Here is a 14,748-nt window from a genome sequence, read left to right on the forward strand (position 1 = left end):
CGACGTCCGAAAGAATAGCCCAGCTTGGGGCCAGTGCCAAAACGATTCCCCCGGAAGACCCGGCGGGCTTCTCCCCGTGCCAAGCTGAGGGGGACAAAACACCACGTGAGGAGCCCGAGCGTTGGCCGAGAACCCCTTGTTCGCCCCCAGTCCCCTGCCGTACCAACTGCCGCCTTTCGCCGACATCCGCGAGGAGCACTACCCACCCGCGTTCGAGCGCGGGATGGCCGAGCAGCTGGCCGAGGTCGACGCGATCGCGGGAAGCGAGGAGCCGCCGACGTTCGACAACACGATCGCCGCGCTCGAACGCTCCGGCCGGCTGCTCGACCGCACCGCCACCGCGTTCTTCTCGGTCGCCGCGTCCGCCTCGACCGACGGGATCATGGAGATCGAGAAGCGGATCTCTCCCGAGCTGGCCAAGCACAGCGACGCCATCCGCCTCAACCGCGCCCTGTGGGCCCGCGTCAAGCAGGTCACCACCGAGGACCCCGAGGAGGCGTGGCTGCTGGAGAAGTACCGCGAGGACTTCGTCCGGGCCGGCGCCGACCTGTCCGAGACCGAGCAGGAGCGGCTCAGGGAGCTCAACGAGGAGCTGTCGCGGCTGTCCACCGAGTTCGCCCAGAACCTCATGCGCGCCTCCACCGAGTCCGCGCTCGTGGTGGAGGACCCCAAGGAGCTCGACGGGTTCGACGAGGACCGGATCGCGTCGCTGAAGCGCGAGGGCACGTACGTGCTGCCGCTGCTGAACTTCACCAACCAGCCCGGCCTCGCCCAGCTCACCGACCGCGACGTGCGCCGCCGGCTCTACACGCTGAGCGTGGAGCGGGCGCCGGCCAATTTCGACCTGGCGATCCGCACGGCGACGCTGCGCGCCGAGCGGGCCCGGCTGCTCGGCTATCCGAGCCACGCCGCGTACAAGGTGGCCGACCAGACGGCCAAGACCGTCGAGGCGGTCGAGGAGATGCTGGGCCAGCTCGTCGGCCCGGCCGTGCGCAACGCCCGCAAGGAGGCGGAGGCGCTGGCCGAGCAGGCCGGCTTCGAGATCGAGCCGTGGGACTGGTCGTTCTACGCCGAGAAGGTGCGCCGGGCCCGCTACGACCTCGACGCGAGCGCGATGCGGCCGTACTTCGAGCTGGACCGCGTCTTCCGCGACGGCGTCTTCTTCGCGGCCACCCGTCTGTACGGCATCACGTTCACGCCGCGGCCGGACCTGCGCGGCTACCACGAGGACGTGCGCGTCTTCGAGGTGTTCAACGAGGACGGCGGCGCCCTCGGCCTGTTCGCGCTCGACCCGTACGCCCGGCAGGGCAAGCGGGGCGGCGCCTGGATGAACAACCTGGTCAACCAGTCGCTGCTGTTCGGCGAGAAGCCGGTGGTGCTCAACAACCTCAACCTGACCAAGCCCGCCTCCGGGCCGACCCTGCTCACCTACGACGAGGTGAACACGGCCTTCCACGAGTTCGGGCACGCGCTGCACGGGCTGTTCTCGGAGGTGCGCTTCCCGCGGGTCTCCGGGACGAGCGTGCCGCGTGACTTCGTCGAGTACCCGTCGCAGGTCAACGAGATGTGGGGGACCTGGCCCGAGGTGCTGGCCAACTACGCCCGCCACCACGAGACGGGCGAGCCGATGCCGGCCGAGCTCGTGGCGAAGATGAAGGCGGCCGAGCAGTTCAACCAGGGCTTCATGACGGTCGAGTACCTCGCCGCCACCCTGCTCGACTGGGCCTGGCACAAGCTGGAGCCCGGCCAGACGGTGGAGGACGCCGAGGCGTTCGAGCAGGCGGCCCTGGAGGCGGCCCAGATCGCCTTCCCGCCGGTCCGGCCGCGTTACCGGACCAACTACTTCGCGCACATCTTCTCGGGCGGCTACAGCGCCGGGTACTACTCCTACATCTGGAGCGAGGTGCTCGACGCGGAGAGCGTCGAGTGGTTCAAGGAGAACGGCGGGCTCAGGCGCGAGAACGGCGACCACTTCCGGCGCACGCTGCTGTCGAGGGGCGGCGCCACGGACCCGCTGACGGCCTTCCGCGAGTTCCGCGGGCGCGAGGCGTCCATCGAGCCGCTGCTGAAGCGCCGCGGCCTCACCTGACCCTCTCCGGGCCTCGTGCACGGGGGCGAGGGTCGGGCACGGCCCCCGCTCCCCCGGTGAGGGACCTCCCGGTCCCTCACACCCCCGGGCCCGGCCCGCGGGGGCGGCGGCCGCCCTCCACGCCGCAGCGACTCAGGACTTGGTCGCCCAGGCCGGCCTGCAGAAGGACGTCTCCGAGAGCCGGGTGAAGGTCTTCAGGTAGTCGCTCCAGTCGCCGTTGACGTTGCTGACCAGCATGTGGGTGCCGTGCCGGTCGCCCATGGCGTATGACGTCGAGCCCTGGATGGAGCCGCCGCCGCCCCAGAGCGTGACCCCGCACGGGAGCTGCTGCGCGTAGATACCGAGGCCGTATCCGGTGTTCGGCAGCCAGTCCGCTCCCTCCGTCGAGACGGTGGTGAACATCTCCTTCTGCTGGGCCGGCGGAAGGAGACCTCCGCGCAGCAGGCTCTGCAGGAACCGGTGCAGGTCCGAGGTCGTCGAGATCATGCCTCCGGCGGCCCCGGCCCAGCTCGTGTCGATCTGGGTCACGTCGTGGATCGGCGTTTCCTGGCCGGTCTCGTCGAACTTCGAGTAGTGGCGAGCGTGCGGGTCGCGGAGCTTCTCATCGCTTTCCGGCAGATACGTTCCCGTCAGGTGCAGCGGGCGGGCGATGCGGCGCTCGATCTCCTTCGCGAGCGTCGAGCCCGTCGCCTTCTCGACGATCATCCCGGCGAGGCTGTAGTTGACCTTGGAGTAGATGAAGCGCTTCCCGGGCTCCTCGGGGCGCGGGGTCTCCTGGCCGGGGACGGCGTCGGGGAGCCCGCTGGTGTGGTTGAGCAGCCGCCTGATGGTGATCTTCCGGCCGTCCGCGCCGAGGTGCTCCTCCACCACCCCCGGCAGCCACGCCGCCACGGTGTCGTCGAGGGTCAGCTCGCACTCGGCCGCCAGCTGGAGGACCACCGTGCCGGTGAAGGCCTTGGTGATGCTTCCGATGCGGAAGTGCTCACCCGGTCGCCGCTTGCGGCCGGTCTCCATGTCGGCCACTCCGGCCGTGCCGAACCACGGTGCCCGGCGACCGTCTCTGAGATCGGCGACGATGCCGGGCCCGCCACCGCCGGCCACGGCCTCGTCGAGCGCACGCTGGATCTCCGCGTGCTCCCTGTCGCGGTCGGCTGCGGCGGCATCGGGGATGGTCATGGTGGCTCCTACGGCAGTCAGGGCTACGGCGAGCAGGGCTCGGGCCCCCGAAATGGAGGCTCCGCCCGGCATGCGAGCAACCGTAGTTGACTAATCGCGAGATAGTCAACTGAGGTTGCTATTGCGGCGCTCGCCCGGCGAGAGAACCCGCGCCGGCCGGCTTCCGGTCGGGCGTGATCCCACCGCCGGTGACGCAGATCACAGCTCGTAGCGTGAACTCCTGCCTGCCGCCCGGGCGAAAGCCGGTGAACCAACGCGCAGCGACGGGAGCACCATGTGACCGCCGAAGATTCCGGCAGAGTCGACGAAGCCGAGTTGATACGGCGCTCGGAGCGCGATCCGAGCGCCGCCGGACGCAGCGGGCTAGGCGTGTGGCTGGAGGGAGCCAATGACGCGCGGCCCATGCGCGGGTACGACATTCTCGATCCGGGCACCTACCGTTACCTGGGAACCCGGACGGTCTGGCTGCGCGACCCGTTCCCGTTCGGCCGCGGCGGCGAGCCCATCGCCCGCAAGGGCGCGGCGTGCAGCACGGCCCTGATGTCGTCGGTGATCGTGGATCGCCCGGGGGGCAGCGAGGCTGAGCGGTCAGCCCGGGTCGGCGGGTGAGTCCGCGAGTTGCTCGCGGAGCCATTCCTTCTCCGCCCGGCTGATCGCCCGCGCGACCAGCAGCATCCCCCGCCGGTACGGGTCCGCCTCGTCCTCCGCGCGCACCGGCCGGCCGCCCTCGTAGAAGAAGCTGGCCGGAGCCTCCAGGAAGGCGAGGCGGCGGCGGAGCACGGCGGCGCGGTCGGCCGGGTCCGGCAGGGCCGACAGGAACGTCAGCAGGACGAAGAACCGCGCCTGGTCGCTGATCTGGAGGTCCGAGGGGGCCCGGAGGCGGGCCAGCAGCTCCTCACGGCCCGCCGGGGTGAGGGTGAGCACCTGCCGGCGCGCGGCCGCCGCGCCCGCCTCCTCGTGCCGCTCGACGAGGCCCGCCGCTTCGAGCCGTGAGATGGCCGGGTAGAGGGCGCCGTCGCTGACCGGGCGCAGGTGGCCGGAGAGCGCCGCGAGGCGGGTCTTGAGCTCGTAGCCGTGCATCGGCCGTTCGTTCAGGAAGCCCAGGATCGTCAGGGCGAGGTCTCCTCCGCTTGCCATGGGCCGCATCGTACCGTTATACCTCTAAGCGAGATACAACGAATCGAGGTAGACGATGATCCGGCTGGCGGTTCCCGTGTACGTGGAGCTGGTGACGGCGGTCGTGGCGGTGGGGCTGATCGACCTGCTCTGGGTCTCCGGCCTCGGCGAGGGGGCGATCGCGGCCGTGACCGTGGGCACCACCGTCGAGTACCTGGCCTACGGGCTGTTCCTGGCGGTCCCCACGGGCGTCACGGTGCTGGTCGGCCGGCGCGACGGGCGCGTGCCCATCGCGCCGGTGGTCCGGGCCGGCTGGGCGCTGTGGGCGGTCCTGTCGGCCGCGATCACCGTGCCCGGCGTGCTGCTGCGCGAGCCGCTGGCGGCGCTGTTCACCGACGAGTGGCGGCTCACGGCCGGGTTCTTCCTGGTCTCGCTGGGCGGGCTGCCCGTGTTCTTCGCGCAGACCGTCGTGGACGGCATCCTCAAGGGCCGGGGGAACACCCGGCGCCCGATGCGGCACGCCATCATCTGCAACGTGCTCGTCATCGCGCTCGACCCGCTGTTCGTCTACGGGCTCGGGATGGGCGTCCAGGGCGCGGCGCTGGCGACCGTGGCGGCCAGGCTGGTGACCCTGGCCTTCGCCCTCGTGACCTCGCGCCACCTCATCACGGAGCGGGGACCGGGCGGGCGCGCGGCGTGGGAGGTGGTGCGGACCGGGCTGCCCATGTCCGGCGACTTCCTCGCCCGCTCGGCCGTGGGCATGGCGCTGGTGGACCTCGTGGCCGGGTTCGGGACGCGGGAGCTGGCCGGGTACGGCATCGGGCAGAAGATCATGCTGGCCGGCGTCATGGTGTTCTACGCGCTGCGGCAGGCCGCGATGATCCGTACCGCGCGCTCCGAGCCCGCCGGCTCGCCCCTCCTGCTGGGGCTGGGCGCCGGCGCGGCCGTGGCGCTGGCGCTGAACGTCGTGGCGGCGCCCGTCGCCGCGCTCTTCACGGCCGACGTCGAGCCCGCCGTGGGCTTCCTGCGCTGGATGACGCTCTACCTGGTGCCCTTCGGCGGGCTCATCGCCGTGGGCGGGGTCCTCCAGGCGAGCGGCAGGGGCGGCCGGCTGCTCGCCGCCACGCTGGCCGGCTTCGCCGTGCAGGTGCCGCTGGCGTACGGGCTGAGCGCGTACGCCGGCGTCACCGGGGTGTGGCTGGCGATGGCCGCCGGGGCGGCCGTCAGCCTCGCAGGCGCGCTAGCGCCGCGCGGAGGCGGTCCTGGGAGCGCTCGCGGCCGAGCACCTCGATCGACTCGAACAGCGGCAGACCGACCGTCCGGCCCGTGATCGCGACGCGGACCGGGGCCTGCGCCTTGCCGAGCTTGAGGCCGTGGGCGGCGCCGACCTCCTCCAGCGCCTCCTTCAGCGACTCGGGGTCCCAGCTCACCCCGTCCAGGCGCTCCAGGTAGCCGGTGAGGATCTCCACCGGGGCGTTCTTCATCGCCTTGTCCCACGACGCCTGGTCGAACACCGGCTCGTCGAGGAAGAGGAAGTCGACGTTCTGCCGGATCTCCGACAGCACCGCGATGCGCGTCTGGGCGAGCGCCGCGACCTTGCTGAAGGTCTCACGGTCCCAGTCGGGGTCGAGGTACGGCGAGCAGCGCTCCTCGAAGACGTGGACCGGCAGCGCCCGGATGTACTCGCCGTTGAAGGCGCGCAGCTTCTTCTCGTCGAAGAACGCGCTGGAGCTGTTGACGTCCGTCAGCCGGAACAGCGGCACCATCTCCGACCACGGCATGATCTCCCGGTCGTCGCCGGGGCCCCAGCCGAGCAGCATGAGGTAGTTGACCATGGCCTCGGCCAGGTAGCCCTCCTCGCGGTAGTCCTCCAGCGCCACCTTGTCGCGCCGCTTGGACAGCTTCTTGCGCTGCTCGTTGACGATGACCGGCAGGTGCGCCCACACGGGCGGCGTCGCGCCGAGCGCGGGCCACAGGAGCTCCTGCTTGGCCGCGTTGCCCAGGTGCTCCTCGCCGCGCACCACGTGGGTGATGGCCTGGGTGATGTCGTCGACCGCGTTGGCCAGCACGTAGAGGGGCGAGCCGTCGGTGCGGGCGATGACGAAGTCCTCCTGGGCGTCGTTGGGGAACTCCACCCGCCCCCGGATCACGTCGTCGACCACGGTGACGCCCTCGTCGGGGGTGCGGAAGCGGACCGCGCCCTCGCTCAGCCCGCGTTCGCGGCAGTGGCCGTCGTAGCCACGGTGCTCGGAGCCGGTGCGGGCGACGAGCTGCTCGCGGGTGCAGTCGCAGTAGTACGCCTTGCCGTCGGCCAGCAGCTTGGCCACGGCCTCGCGGTGCTGCGGCTCGTACGCCGACTGGAAGTAGGGGCCCTCGAACGCCGGGTTGGTGCCGTTGATGCCGATCCAGTCGAGCGCCGAGATGATGCCCTCGGTCCACTCGGGCCGGTTGCGGGTGGCGTCGGTGTCCTCGACGCGCAGCACGAACCGGCCGCCCGCGTGCTCGGCCAGCGCCCAGTTGAACAGCGCCGTGCGGGCGCCGCCCACGTGGAACATGCCGGTGGGGGACGGGGCGAACCGCACCCGGAGATCAGTCACGAGCGACCACCTTGTTCGTCAGAGTGCCGATGCCTTCGATGCCGACGCTGACCTCGTCGCCGATCTCGACCGGGCCGACCCCGGCCGGGGTGCCGGTCAGGATGACGTCGCCGGGGATCAGGGTCATGACCGCGCTGACGTAGGCGACGAGCGCGGGGATGTCATGGATGAGCTGGCTGGTGCGGCCGCTCTGGCGCACCTCGCCGTTGACCGTCGTGGTGAGCGCGAGGTCGCTCGGGTCGAGGTCGGTGCGGATCCACGGGCCCAGCGGGCAGAACGTGTCGAAGCCCTTGGCGCGGGTGAACTGCACGTCGCGCTTCTGCAGGTCGCGGGCCGTCACGTCGTTGGCGCAGGTGTAGCCGAAGATGACGTCCTTGACCCGCTCGACCGGCACCTCGCGGCACAGCCGGCCGATCACCACGGCCAGCTCGCCCTCGAAGTCGACCCGGTGGGACAGCGAGGTGGGGTAGGCGACGGCCTCGCCGTGGCCGATGACGGAGGTGGACGGCTTCATGAAGATCAGCGGCTCGTCCGGCACCTCGTTGCCCATCTCGCGGGCGTGCTCGGCGTAGTTGCGGCCGATGGCCACCACCTTGCTCGGAAGCATGGGGGCGAGCAGCTTCACCTGGCTGAGCGGGAACCTCTCGCCGGTGAACTGGACCTCGCCGAACGGGTGGCCGGAGATGGCGGAGACGAACTCCTCGCCCGGGCCGCCCTCTACCACGCCGAACGTGACGCCTTCGCCTGTGGAGAACCTCGCTATACGCACCCGACAAGGCTATCGTCGCCGCCGAGCCGGTCCGTCCCCCGGTGGGGGCGCGGGTTAGCCTGGCAACGGCACCGGCTCGCGACGGGGCGGCCGGTGCGGTGAGACTGCCGCGAGAGGGGTCGCGTTGTCCGTCGTGAAGATCAATGTGCTGAACGTTCCCGCTGAGATGCGGGAAGAGCTGGAGCGCCGGTTCTCCAACCGGGCGGGGATGGTGGAGTCCTCCGACGGGTTCGAGTGGTTCGAGCTGCTGCGGCCGGTGGAGGGTACCGACCGCTACCTCGTCTACACGCGCTGGCGCAGCGAGGAGGACTTCCAGGCCTGGCAGAAGGGGCAGGCGTTCCAGCGCGGTCACGCCCAGGCCGCCGCCGAGGCCGGACAGCAGGGCGGTGACCAGAGCCAGGGGGCCGGTCAGGGGCACGGCCACGGGCATGGTCCGGCGGCGTCCGGCTCGGAGCTGTGGTCGTTCGAGGTCGTCCAGACCGCCGGCCCCAAGTAGGAGAGCGCGGGGTCAGGAGTCGAGCGGGTTGCGGGCGATCCGCTCGGCGATCCCCGACCGGACGAACCCGCCCGCCAGGCTGGACGGCTTGCGCTCGCCCTGCTCGGTGACGCAGGCGGCGAACTCCTTCGCGATGTCCAGCCGCGGGTAGCGGCCGAGGACCTCCTCCCGCAGGTCGGGCGGGATCTCGTCGGTGCGCCGGCCGGAGATGTCCATGCCGGTGGACAGCTCCAGCAGGTGTCCCTCGGGGTCGTCCGCCAGGGGCACCTCGTCCCACATGTGCCGGACGATCACCTCCAGGGCGCGTTGCCTGCGCTCGCGCGACCAGCCGGCGCCCGCGCAGAAGGCCCAGGCTACGTGCCCGCCCGCCTCCTCGAACGGCACGGTGTGGCTGTCGAACTCCGCGGTCAGGCCGAGGTCGTGGAGCATGGCCGAGACGTAGAGCAGCTCCGCGTCGAAGGCGATGCCGTGCTTCCTGGCATGGGCGGCGGCCCACAGGTAGGCCCGGACCGAGTGGTTGAGCAGCGAGGGCGAGTGGTACCTGGTCGCCACCTCCAGCGCGCCGCGGCAGGCGGCGGTGTCGGGGATCACCAGATCGTTCAGCTTCATGAGGCCATCATGGCTCAGCCGGTCCGCCCGACCGGCTGAGCGGGCCGCCGGCGGGTCGCCGCGTCGTCCCCGCCTGAGGGCGACGGCGTGCGGCGGGCGACGGCCAGGCCCGCCGCGAGGCAGGCGAGGGGTACGGCGGGCAGCACGTACCGGTGGTCGAAGGCGGCGATCAGCACGGGCAGCAGGAGCAGCGTCACGGAGGCCGCCCACGGCAGCAGCACCGCGCCGCCCAGCGACCGCCACCTGAGCGCCACCCCGGCCAGGCCGACGAGGAGCAGCGCGCCGAGGAACGGCCCGCGCAGGAAGCCCTGGCTCTGGTAGCCGCGGATCCAGCCCGCGTACGGCTCGACGACCGCCGTCTGGCCGGAGGCGCCCTGGTAGTCGGTGGTGATCTCGGCGGCGGTGCGGTCCTTGGAGGCGGGCACGTCCTTGAACGGCGGGATCCGCTCGGGGAAGGAGTAGGCGCTCTGCTCCCCGTCCACCGGGTACACCCAGCGCTCCCAGCTGAAGACGTGGGCCGCGTCGGCGAGCCCGGCGGCGAGGAAGTCGAGCGGCTGGGCGAGGATCGCCTGCCGGGCGAAGCGGCCCGCGGCCTCGTCGCGCGCGGCGTTGCCGCCCTTGATCGCGTTGATCGGCGAGTCGGCGTCCCAGATGTACTCGGGCGGCTGCCTGCGCTGCCCGAGCGGCTCTTTCGGGCAGAGGCGCGGCAGGTCCGGCTGGATGCGCGCGCAGTCGGCGAAGGTGAGCGTGCGCGCCCACAGGAACGTGTTGCCGCGGCTCAGCTGGTACGTGCCGTGGACGGAGGCGAACCACGAGGCGTAGCCGGCGAGCGGGATCGCGGCGGCCACGGCGAGCGCGGCGACGGAGCGCCAGCCGGCGCGGCGCAGCAGCAGCGCGACAGCGACGACGGCGATCAGCGGCAGCCCGATGGTCCGCGTGACCGTGGCGGCGGCCAGCAGGACCCCGGCCGCGGCGGCCGTGGCCACCGTGGGACGGGGCCGCCACAGGAGCAGCGCGACGGCCGCCATGACGAGGAACACGAACAGCAGATCCGCCATGATCATGTGTTCGAGCTGGATCTGGTACGCGTCCAGGAGGACCGGCAGGGCGAACAGGGCGGCGGCCCAGCCGGGCAGGCGGCGGCGCAGCAGCGCGTACACGAGGACGCCGATGCCGAGCCCCAGCAGGTGCTGCACGACCACGACCGCCTCGACGCTCGCCAGCGGGCGCAGCGCCCACAGGAAGAACGAGTAGCCGGAGGTGCGCGACTCCAGCGGGCGCAGGTCGAGCGCGGCGTTGAGGTAGGCGAAGGAGTCCGCCCAGAACCAGATCGCCGGCCGGTAGCCGAGCAGGGCGAGGCCGCGCAGCACCACCCCGGCGGCGAGGACGAGGAGCAGCGGCCAGTGCCGGCGTACCAACGACATCATCGGCCTCCTCTGCCTCCGGACGAGCAAACAGGATACAAAGGACGAACAACTATCGGGCCGCTAACGATCTGGCACCTGGCAAGCCACCCGACTTGACCGGTTGATCGCGATTCGGACAGCATGTTCCGCCCCCATCTTCACGGCCCGGAAGGAAACCGGCGTGCGCCGCCTCGCGATCCCCCTTGCCTCCCTGCTCCTTCTCTGCGGGTTGGCGGGCTCGGCGCGGGCCGACACCCCCGCCACCGGGCCGGAGAAGGTGAAGCGCACCGCCCAGTGCCAGGGCGACTGGCTGCCCGCCACGCCCACGGCCGACGAGGTCATGCGGGGCGAGATCTCCCTGGTCGGCCTGCCGCCGTACAAGCTCGGCAGCAGGATCAACTGGGCGGCGAGCCCGTACAAGAACCGCTCCTGGGAGTTCGTCTTCCAGTCGCTGCGCTGGATGGGCACGCTCGTGGTGGCCTACGAGAACAGCGGCGAGGAGCGCTACCTCGACCGGGCCAAGGAGATCACCAAGGACTGGGTGGCCCACAACCGGCGCGGCGCCCGCGGCACCGCGTCGTACGTCTGGAAGGACCACCCCGTCTCCCTGCGCTCGCAGGCGCTGGTCTGCCTGAGCATGCACGTCAAGGACGCCTGGCTGAAGGACAGCCTGGCCGACCACGCCCGGCTGCTGGCCGACCCGAGGCTCTACAAGAAGGGCCACAACCATGGGATGGACCAGGACATCGCGCTCATGGGCATCGGCTGCCGCTACGGCCGCTCCGACTGGGCGAGCCTGGCCTCCCGGCGCCTGACCGGCACCGTCAAGCTCGACGTGGACGCGCAGGGCGCGCTCATGGAGCAGGCTCCGCGCTACGCCGTCTACGTGTACGGCCGGCTCCAGGTGGCCATCGCCAACATGAAGGACTGCGGGCGCAAGGTGCCGGGCGAGATCTCCAAGCGGGCCGACGCCCTGAAGGACTTCATCGCCCACTCCACCATGCCCAACGGCTACATGGTGCCCCTCGGCGACGGCAGCGCCGAGACCGAGCCCCGGGTGGACACCGGCACGCCCAAGCAGGAGGTCAAGGTCTACCGCGCCGGCTACGTGTACGGCCGGACGGCGTGGAACAAGCCGGACTCCACCTTCTACTCGATCCGGTTCGGCCCCGGCCTGAAGTTCCACGGCCACGAGGACCACCTGGGCGTGACCTACTACGCGCACGGCCGCGACATCCTCATGGACGCCGGCTTCCACTCCTACGAGAAGAGCGCCTACCGCTACTGGACGCTCTCCCCCGAGGCGCACAACGTCCCGACGGTCGTCGGCAGGAGCTTCCGCCCGCGCACGGCCAGCAAGCTCACCAAGTCGGCGATCGGCGACGACCGGCAGGCGTTCCGTCTGACCGACAAGGCGTACGGCACGGCCCGCACCCGCTCGGTGCTCGTCAACCACGGCCAGGACCTGATGGCGGTGCTCGACACGGCGGCGGGCGGCGCGAAGGTGCGCAACCTGTGGAGGTTCGCCCCGTCGCTCAAGGTCGTCTCGAACGAGGGCGGCCGGGTGGTGCTGGGAGACGGCAAGTTCCGGGTCACGCTGCTCCAGCTCGACTCCTCCTGCCGCCCGGTCGGCGGGCAGAGGGTCGAGCGCGGCGGGAAGCTGGGCTGGGTGTCGCCGACCTACCTGTCCAAGGAGCCGGCCGCCGTCGTCGTCTCCCCCGCCACCGCGTCGCTGCTGACGGTCGTCGTGCCGGGCACGGACGACCCGAAGGTGTCGTGCTCGGGCGGCAAGGTCAAGGTCGAGGGCGTGTCCTTCTCGACCCGCCTGCTCTGATCACCGCCTCGCTCCACGGGCATCGGTCCGAGATCGGGCGTACGGCCGGGGGCCGGGAGACCCCCGGACGTCTCAGCCGGTCTCGTGGCCCGCGCGGAGGAGGCTGTAGGTGACGGCCTGCTCCAGTGCCTGCCAGGAGGCGTCGATGATGTTCTCGGCGACGCCGACCGTGGCCCACTCGGCCGTGTCGTCGCTGGAGGTGATGAGCACGCGGGTGATGGCGCCCGTGCCATGGGTGCCCTCCAGGATGCGCACCTTGTAGTCGATGAGCTCCAGCCTGGCCAGCTCCGGGTAGAGCTGCTCCAGCGCGAGCCGCACGGCCCGGTCGAGCGCGTTGACGGGGCCGTTGCCCTCGCCGGTGGCGACCATCCGCTCGCCCTTGGCGTGCAGCTTGACCGTGGCCTCGCTGACCAGGTCGCCGCCCTTGGTGCGCTCGACGATCACCCGCCACGACTCGACCTCGAAGTGGCGGCGCCGCTCCCCCTGGACGGTGTCGCGCAGCAGCAGCTCGAAGGAGGCGTCGGCCGCCTCGAACGTGAAGCCCTGCGACTCCAGGTCCTTGACCCGCTCGACCAGGGACTTCGTGTGCTCCGGGGTGAGCTCGTAGCCCAGCTCGCGGCCCTTCAGCTCGACCGAGGCGCGCCCCGCCATGTCGGAGACCAGCATCCGCATGTCGTTGCCCACCTGGGCGGGGTCGATGTGCTGGTAGAGGTTGGGGTCGACCTTGATGGCGCTGGCGTGCAGGCCGGCCTTGTGCGCGAATGCCGACGTGCCGACGTACGGGGCGTGGGAGTTGGGGGTCACGTTGGTGACCTCGGTGATGGCGTGGGCGATGCGCGTCATGTCGGCCAGCGCCTGCGGCGGCACGAGGTCGAAACCGCGCTTGAGCTGGAGGTTGGCGACCACGGTGAACAGGTTGGCGTTGCCGGAGCGCTCGCCGTAGCCGTTGGCGCAGCCCTGCACGTGGGTGGCGCCGGCCTGGACGGCGGCCAGGGTGTTGGCGACGGCGCAGCCGGTGTCGTCGTGGCAGTGGATGCCGACGCGGGCGCCGGTCTGCGAGGCCGCGTGGACGATGTCGGCCAGCTCGTCGGGGAGCATGCCGCCGTTGGTGTCGCACAGGGCGACGACGTCGGCGCCGGCCTCGGCGGCGGTCCTGAGGACCTCCAGCGCGTAGGCGGGGTTGGACCGGTAGCCGTCGAAGAAGTGCTCGGCGTCGAGGAAGACCCTCTGGCCCTCCGCGCGAAGATGGGAGACCGTGTCGCGGATCATCGCGAGGTTCTCCTCAAGCGTCGTGCGGAGGGCCAGATCGACGTGCCGGTCGTGACTCTTGGCGACAAGGGTCACCACCGGCGCCCCGGATTCGCGCAGTGCGGCCACCAGTGGGTCGTCGGCTGCCTTCACACCGGCCCGGCGGGTCGCGCCGAACGCGGTGAGCTGCGCGTGCTTCAGGTCGAGCTCGGTCTGGGCCCGCCTGAAGAAGTCCGTGTCCTTGGGGTTGGCGCCCGGCCATCCCCCTTCGATGAAGCCGACGCCCAGCCCGTCCAGATGGCGCGCGACGGCGAGCTTGTCGGCAACGGTGAGGTTGAGCCCCTCCTGCTGTGCGCCGTCACGCAGCGTCGTGTCATAGACGTGGAAGCGGTCGTCGGCCATGGTGTCGTCTCCCTGGAAAACAAAAAGACCCCTCACGGGCGTGAGAGGTCTGCGCGCTGGCTCGGTCCCTGCGTCAGCCAGCGCGCCTGCCGATAATGAGCAGACCGTAGAACATGGTGCCTAGGAGTCTGCCATACGGACTCACCATTCGGCACATCGGTCTCACCTTATGGACACAAAGAGTCACACGGTGACGCCCGTGCCTCCGGTGATGGCCGTCTCCAGGGCCTTGGGGTCGAACGCCTCGTCACCGAGCAGCCGCCCGTCGAGCACGACCGTGGGGGTGCCCTCCAGACGGACTCTGGCGCTCTGCTTCAGGTGGTCCTCGGCGTACGTCTGGGAGGTGACGCACTGGTCCACCGACGCGCCGGCCTGGCGGGCGGCCCTGACCAGCTCCTCCAGCGTGAAGCCGGAGGCCTCGCCGTGCGGGGCGGGCTGCATGCCGTACAGCTCGTCGCGGAAGGCCAGCCAGTTGGCCTCGGGCACGCAGCGCGCCGCGGCGGCGGCCCGGATGGAGTTCGAGCGCATCGGCTCGTCCTGGAAGATCGTGATCGGGTGGTAGACGACCTTGACCTTGCCTTCGGCCGCCAGGCGCCGCATCGTGGCGTCCACCCGGCTGTGCAGGTCCTTGCAGACCGGGCAGTCGAAGTCCTCGTACAGGTCCAGCACCGGCGCCGTGGCACTGGTGTCGGCCAGCACCATGCTGCCGTCGGCCTGCCGCAGCAGCCGCACACCCGGCGACGACCCGTCGCCGCCGCTCGTCTGGAACACCACGAGCGCGGCCAGCACCGCCAAGGCGGCCAGCACGGCCGCCACCCTCTTCGTCATTCGTCCCGTCCCTCGATCCGGTCGCGGCGACCTTACCGGAATCACCTGTGAACGCCGCGAACCGGGCATCCCGGGAGGCCGTAATCACGGCGGCGCGGGCCCCCGCAAAAACGGGCCCGGGGCCGCCCCCGGGGGGGGGCGCGGGGGCGGGGGCAAGAGGACCGGGTGGGTCCAGCCC

At 71.3% G+C, this 14,748-nt stretch carries 13 protein-coding genes; 5 read left to right on the top strand and 8 right to left on the bottom strand.

Annotation, left to right across the window (positions count from 1 at the left end; all coding sequences use genetic code 11):
- The first annotated feature begins 121 nt into the window (after positions 1–121).
- Positions 122–2,089: a M3 family metallopeptidase gene (locus ACIBG4_RS39580; protein ID WP_397207422.1), complete on the top strand. Its 1,968-nt coding sequence runs from the start codon at positions 122–124 to the stop codon at positions 2,087–2,089.
- 132 nt (positions 2,090–2,221) lie between these two features.
- On the opposite strand, the gene ACIBG4_RS39585 is transcribed toward ACIBG4_RS39580, so the two are convergent.
- Positions 2,222–3,265 (bottom strand): serine hydrolase domain-containing protein, encoded by a 1,044-nt coding sequence (locus tag ACIBG4_RS39585; protein ID WP_397207424.1) that lies wholly within the window; start codon positions 3,263–3,265, stop codon positions 2,222–2,224.
- Between the two features lie 276 nt (positions 3,266–3,541).
- On the opposite strand from ACIBG4_RS39585, the gene ACIBG4_RS39590 reads away from it, so the two are divergent.
- On the top strand, positions 3,542–3,874 hold the full coding sequence (locus ACIBG4_RS39590; protein ID WP_397207426.1) for a hypothetical protein: 333 nt from the start codon (positions 3,542–3,544) through the stop codon (positions 3,872–3,874).
- Here the strand turns inward: ACIBG4_RS39590 and ACIBG4_RS39595 are convergent.
- Positions 3,854–4,402, bottom strand: coding sequence for a PadR family transcriptional regulator (locus ACIBG4_RS39595; RefSeq protein WP_397207428.1), 549 nt, complete (start codon positions 4,400–4,402; stop codon positions 3,854–3,856). The genes ACIBG4_RS39590 and ACIBG4_RS39595 overlap by 21 nt on opposite strands.
- Positions 4,403–4,457: 55 nt before the next feature.
- On the opposite strand from ACIBG4_RS39595, the gene ACIBG4_RS39600 reads away from it, so the two are divergent.
- Positions 4,458–5,711 carry an MATE family efflux transporter gene (locus ACIBG4_RS39600; RefSeq protein ID WP_397207430.1) on the top strand — a complete coding sequence of 418 codons (1,254 nt, stop codon included), beginning with the start codon at positions 4,458–4,460 and terminating at the stop codon, positions 5,709–5,711.
- Here ACIBG4_RS39600 and gltX read toward each other — a convergent pair.
- Positions 5,605–6,978, bottom strand: coding sequence for a glutamate--tRNA ligase (gene gltX / locus ACIBG4_RS39605; protein WP_355448578.1), 1,374 nt, complete (start codon positions 6,976–6,978; stop codon positions 5,605–5,607). The genes ACIBG4_RS39600 and gltX overlap by 107 nt on opposite strands.
- Positions 6,971–7,747: a fumarylacetoacetate hydrolase family protein gene (locus ACIBG4_RS39610; RefSeq protein WP_310708774.1), complete on the bottom strand. Its 777-nt coding sequence runs from the start codon at positions 7,745–7,747 to the stop codon at positions 6,971–6,973. The genes gltX and ACIBG4_RS39610 overlap by 8 nt, the downstream gene beginning before the upstream one ends.
- A gap of 124 nt (positions 7,748–7,871) precedes the next feature.
- Between ACIBG4_RS39610 and ACIBG4_RS39615 the strand changes: the two genes are divergently transcribed.
- The gene (locus ACIBG4_RS39615) at positions 7,872–8,243 is read left to right on the top strand and encodes an antibiotic biosynthesis monooxygenase family protein (RefSeq protein WP_397207433.1); all 372 of its coding nucleotides are present in this window, start codon (positions 7,872–7,874) and stop codon (positions 8,241–8,243) included.
- Positions 8,244–8,255: 12 nt separating this feature from the next.
- Here the strand turns inward: ACIBG4_RS39615 and ACIBG4_RS39620 are convergent, their stop codons facing one another.
- Entirely contained in the window at positions 8,256–8,852 is a 597-nt protein-coding gene (locus ACIBG4_RS39620; RefSeq protein ID WP_310708772.1) for an HD domain-containing protein, read from the bottom strand.
- Between the two features lie 14 nt (positions 8,853–8,866).
- The gene (locus tag ACIBG4_RS39625) at positions 8,867–10,279 is read right to left on the bottom strand and encodes a hypothetical protein (protein WP_397207435.1); all 1,413 of its coding nucleotides are present in this window, start codon (positions 10,277–10,279) and stop codon (positions 8,867–8,869) included.
- A 160-nt stretch (positions 10,280–10,439) separates the two neighbouring features.
- On the opposite strand from ACIBG4_RS39625, the gene ACIBG4_RS39630 reads away from it, so the two are divergent.
- A complete protein-coding gene (locus ACIBG4_RS39630; RefSeq protein ID WP_397207437.1) occupies positions 10,440–12,092 on the top strand; it encodes a heparinase II/III family protein in 1,653 nt (550 codons plus the stop codon).
- A 72-nt stretch (positions 12,093–12,164) separates the two neighbouring features.
- Here the strand turns inward: ACIBG4_RS39630 and cimA are convergent, their stop codons facing one another.
- Positions 12,165–13,742, bottom strand: a complete 1,578-nt coding sequence (cimA, locus tag ACIBG4_RS39635; protein ID WP_355448588.1) for a citramalate synthase — start codon at positions 13,740–13,742, stop codon at positions 12,165–12,167.
- 183 nt (positions 13,743–13,925) lie between these two features.
- On the bottom strand, positions 13,926–14,570 hold the full coding sequence (locus tag ACIBG4_RS39640) for a DsbA family protein (RefSeq protein ID WP_397207439.1): 645 nt from the start codon (positions 14,568–14,570) through the stop codon (positions 13,926–13,928).
- Positions 14,571–14,748 lie beyond the last annotated feature (178 nt).

The sequence above is a fragment of the Nonomuraea sp. NPDC050383 genome (assembly GCF_044459125.1).
GTDB lineage: Bacteria > Actinomycetota > Actinomycetes > Streptosporangiales > Streptosporangiaceae > Nonomuraea.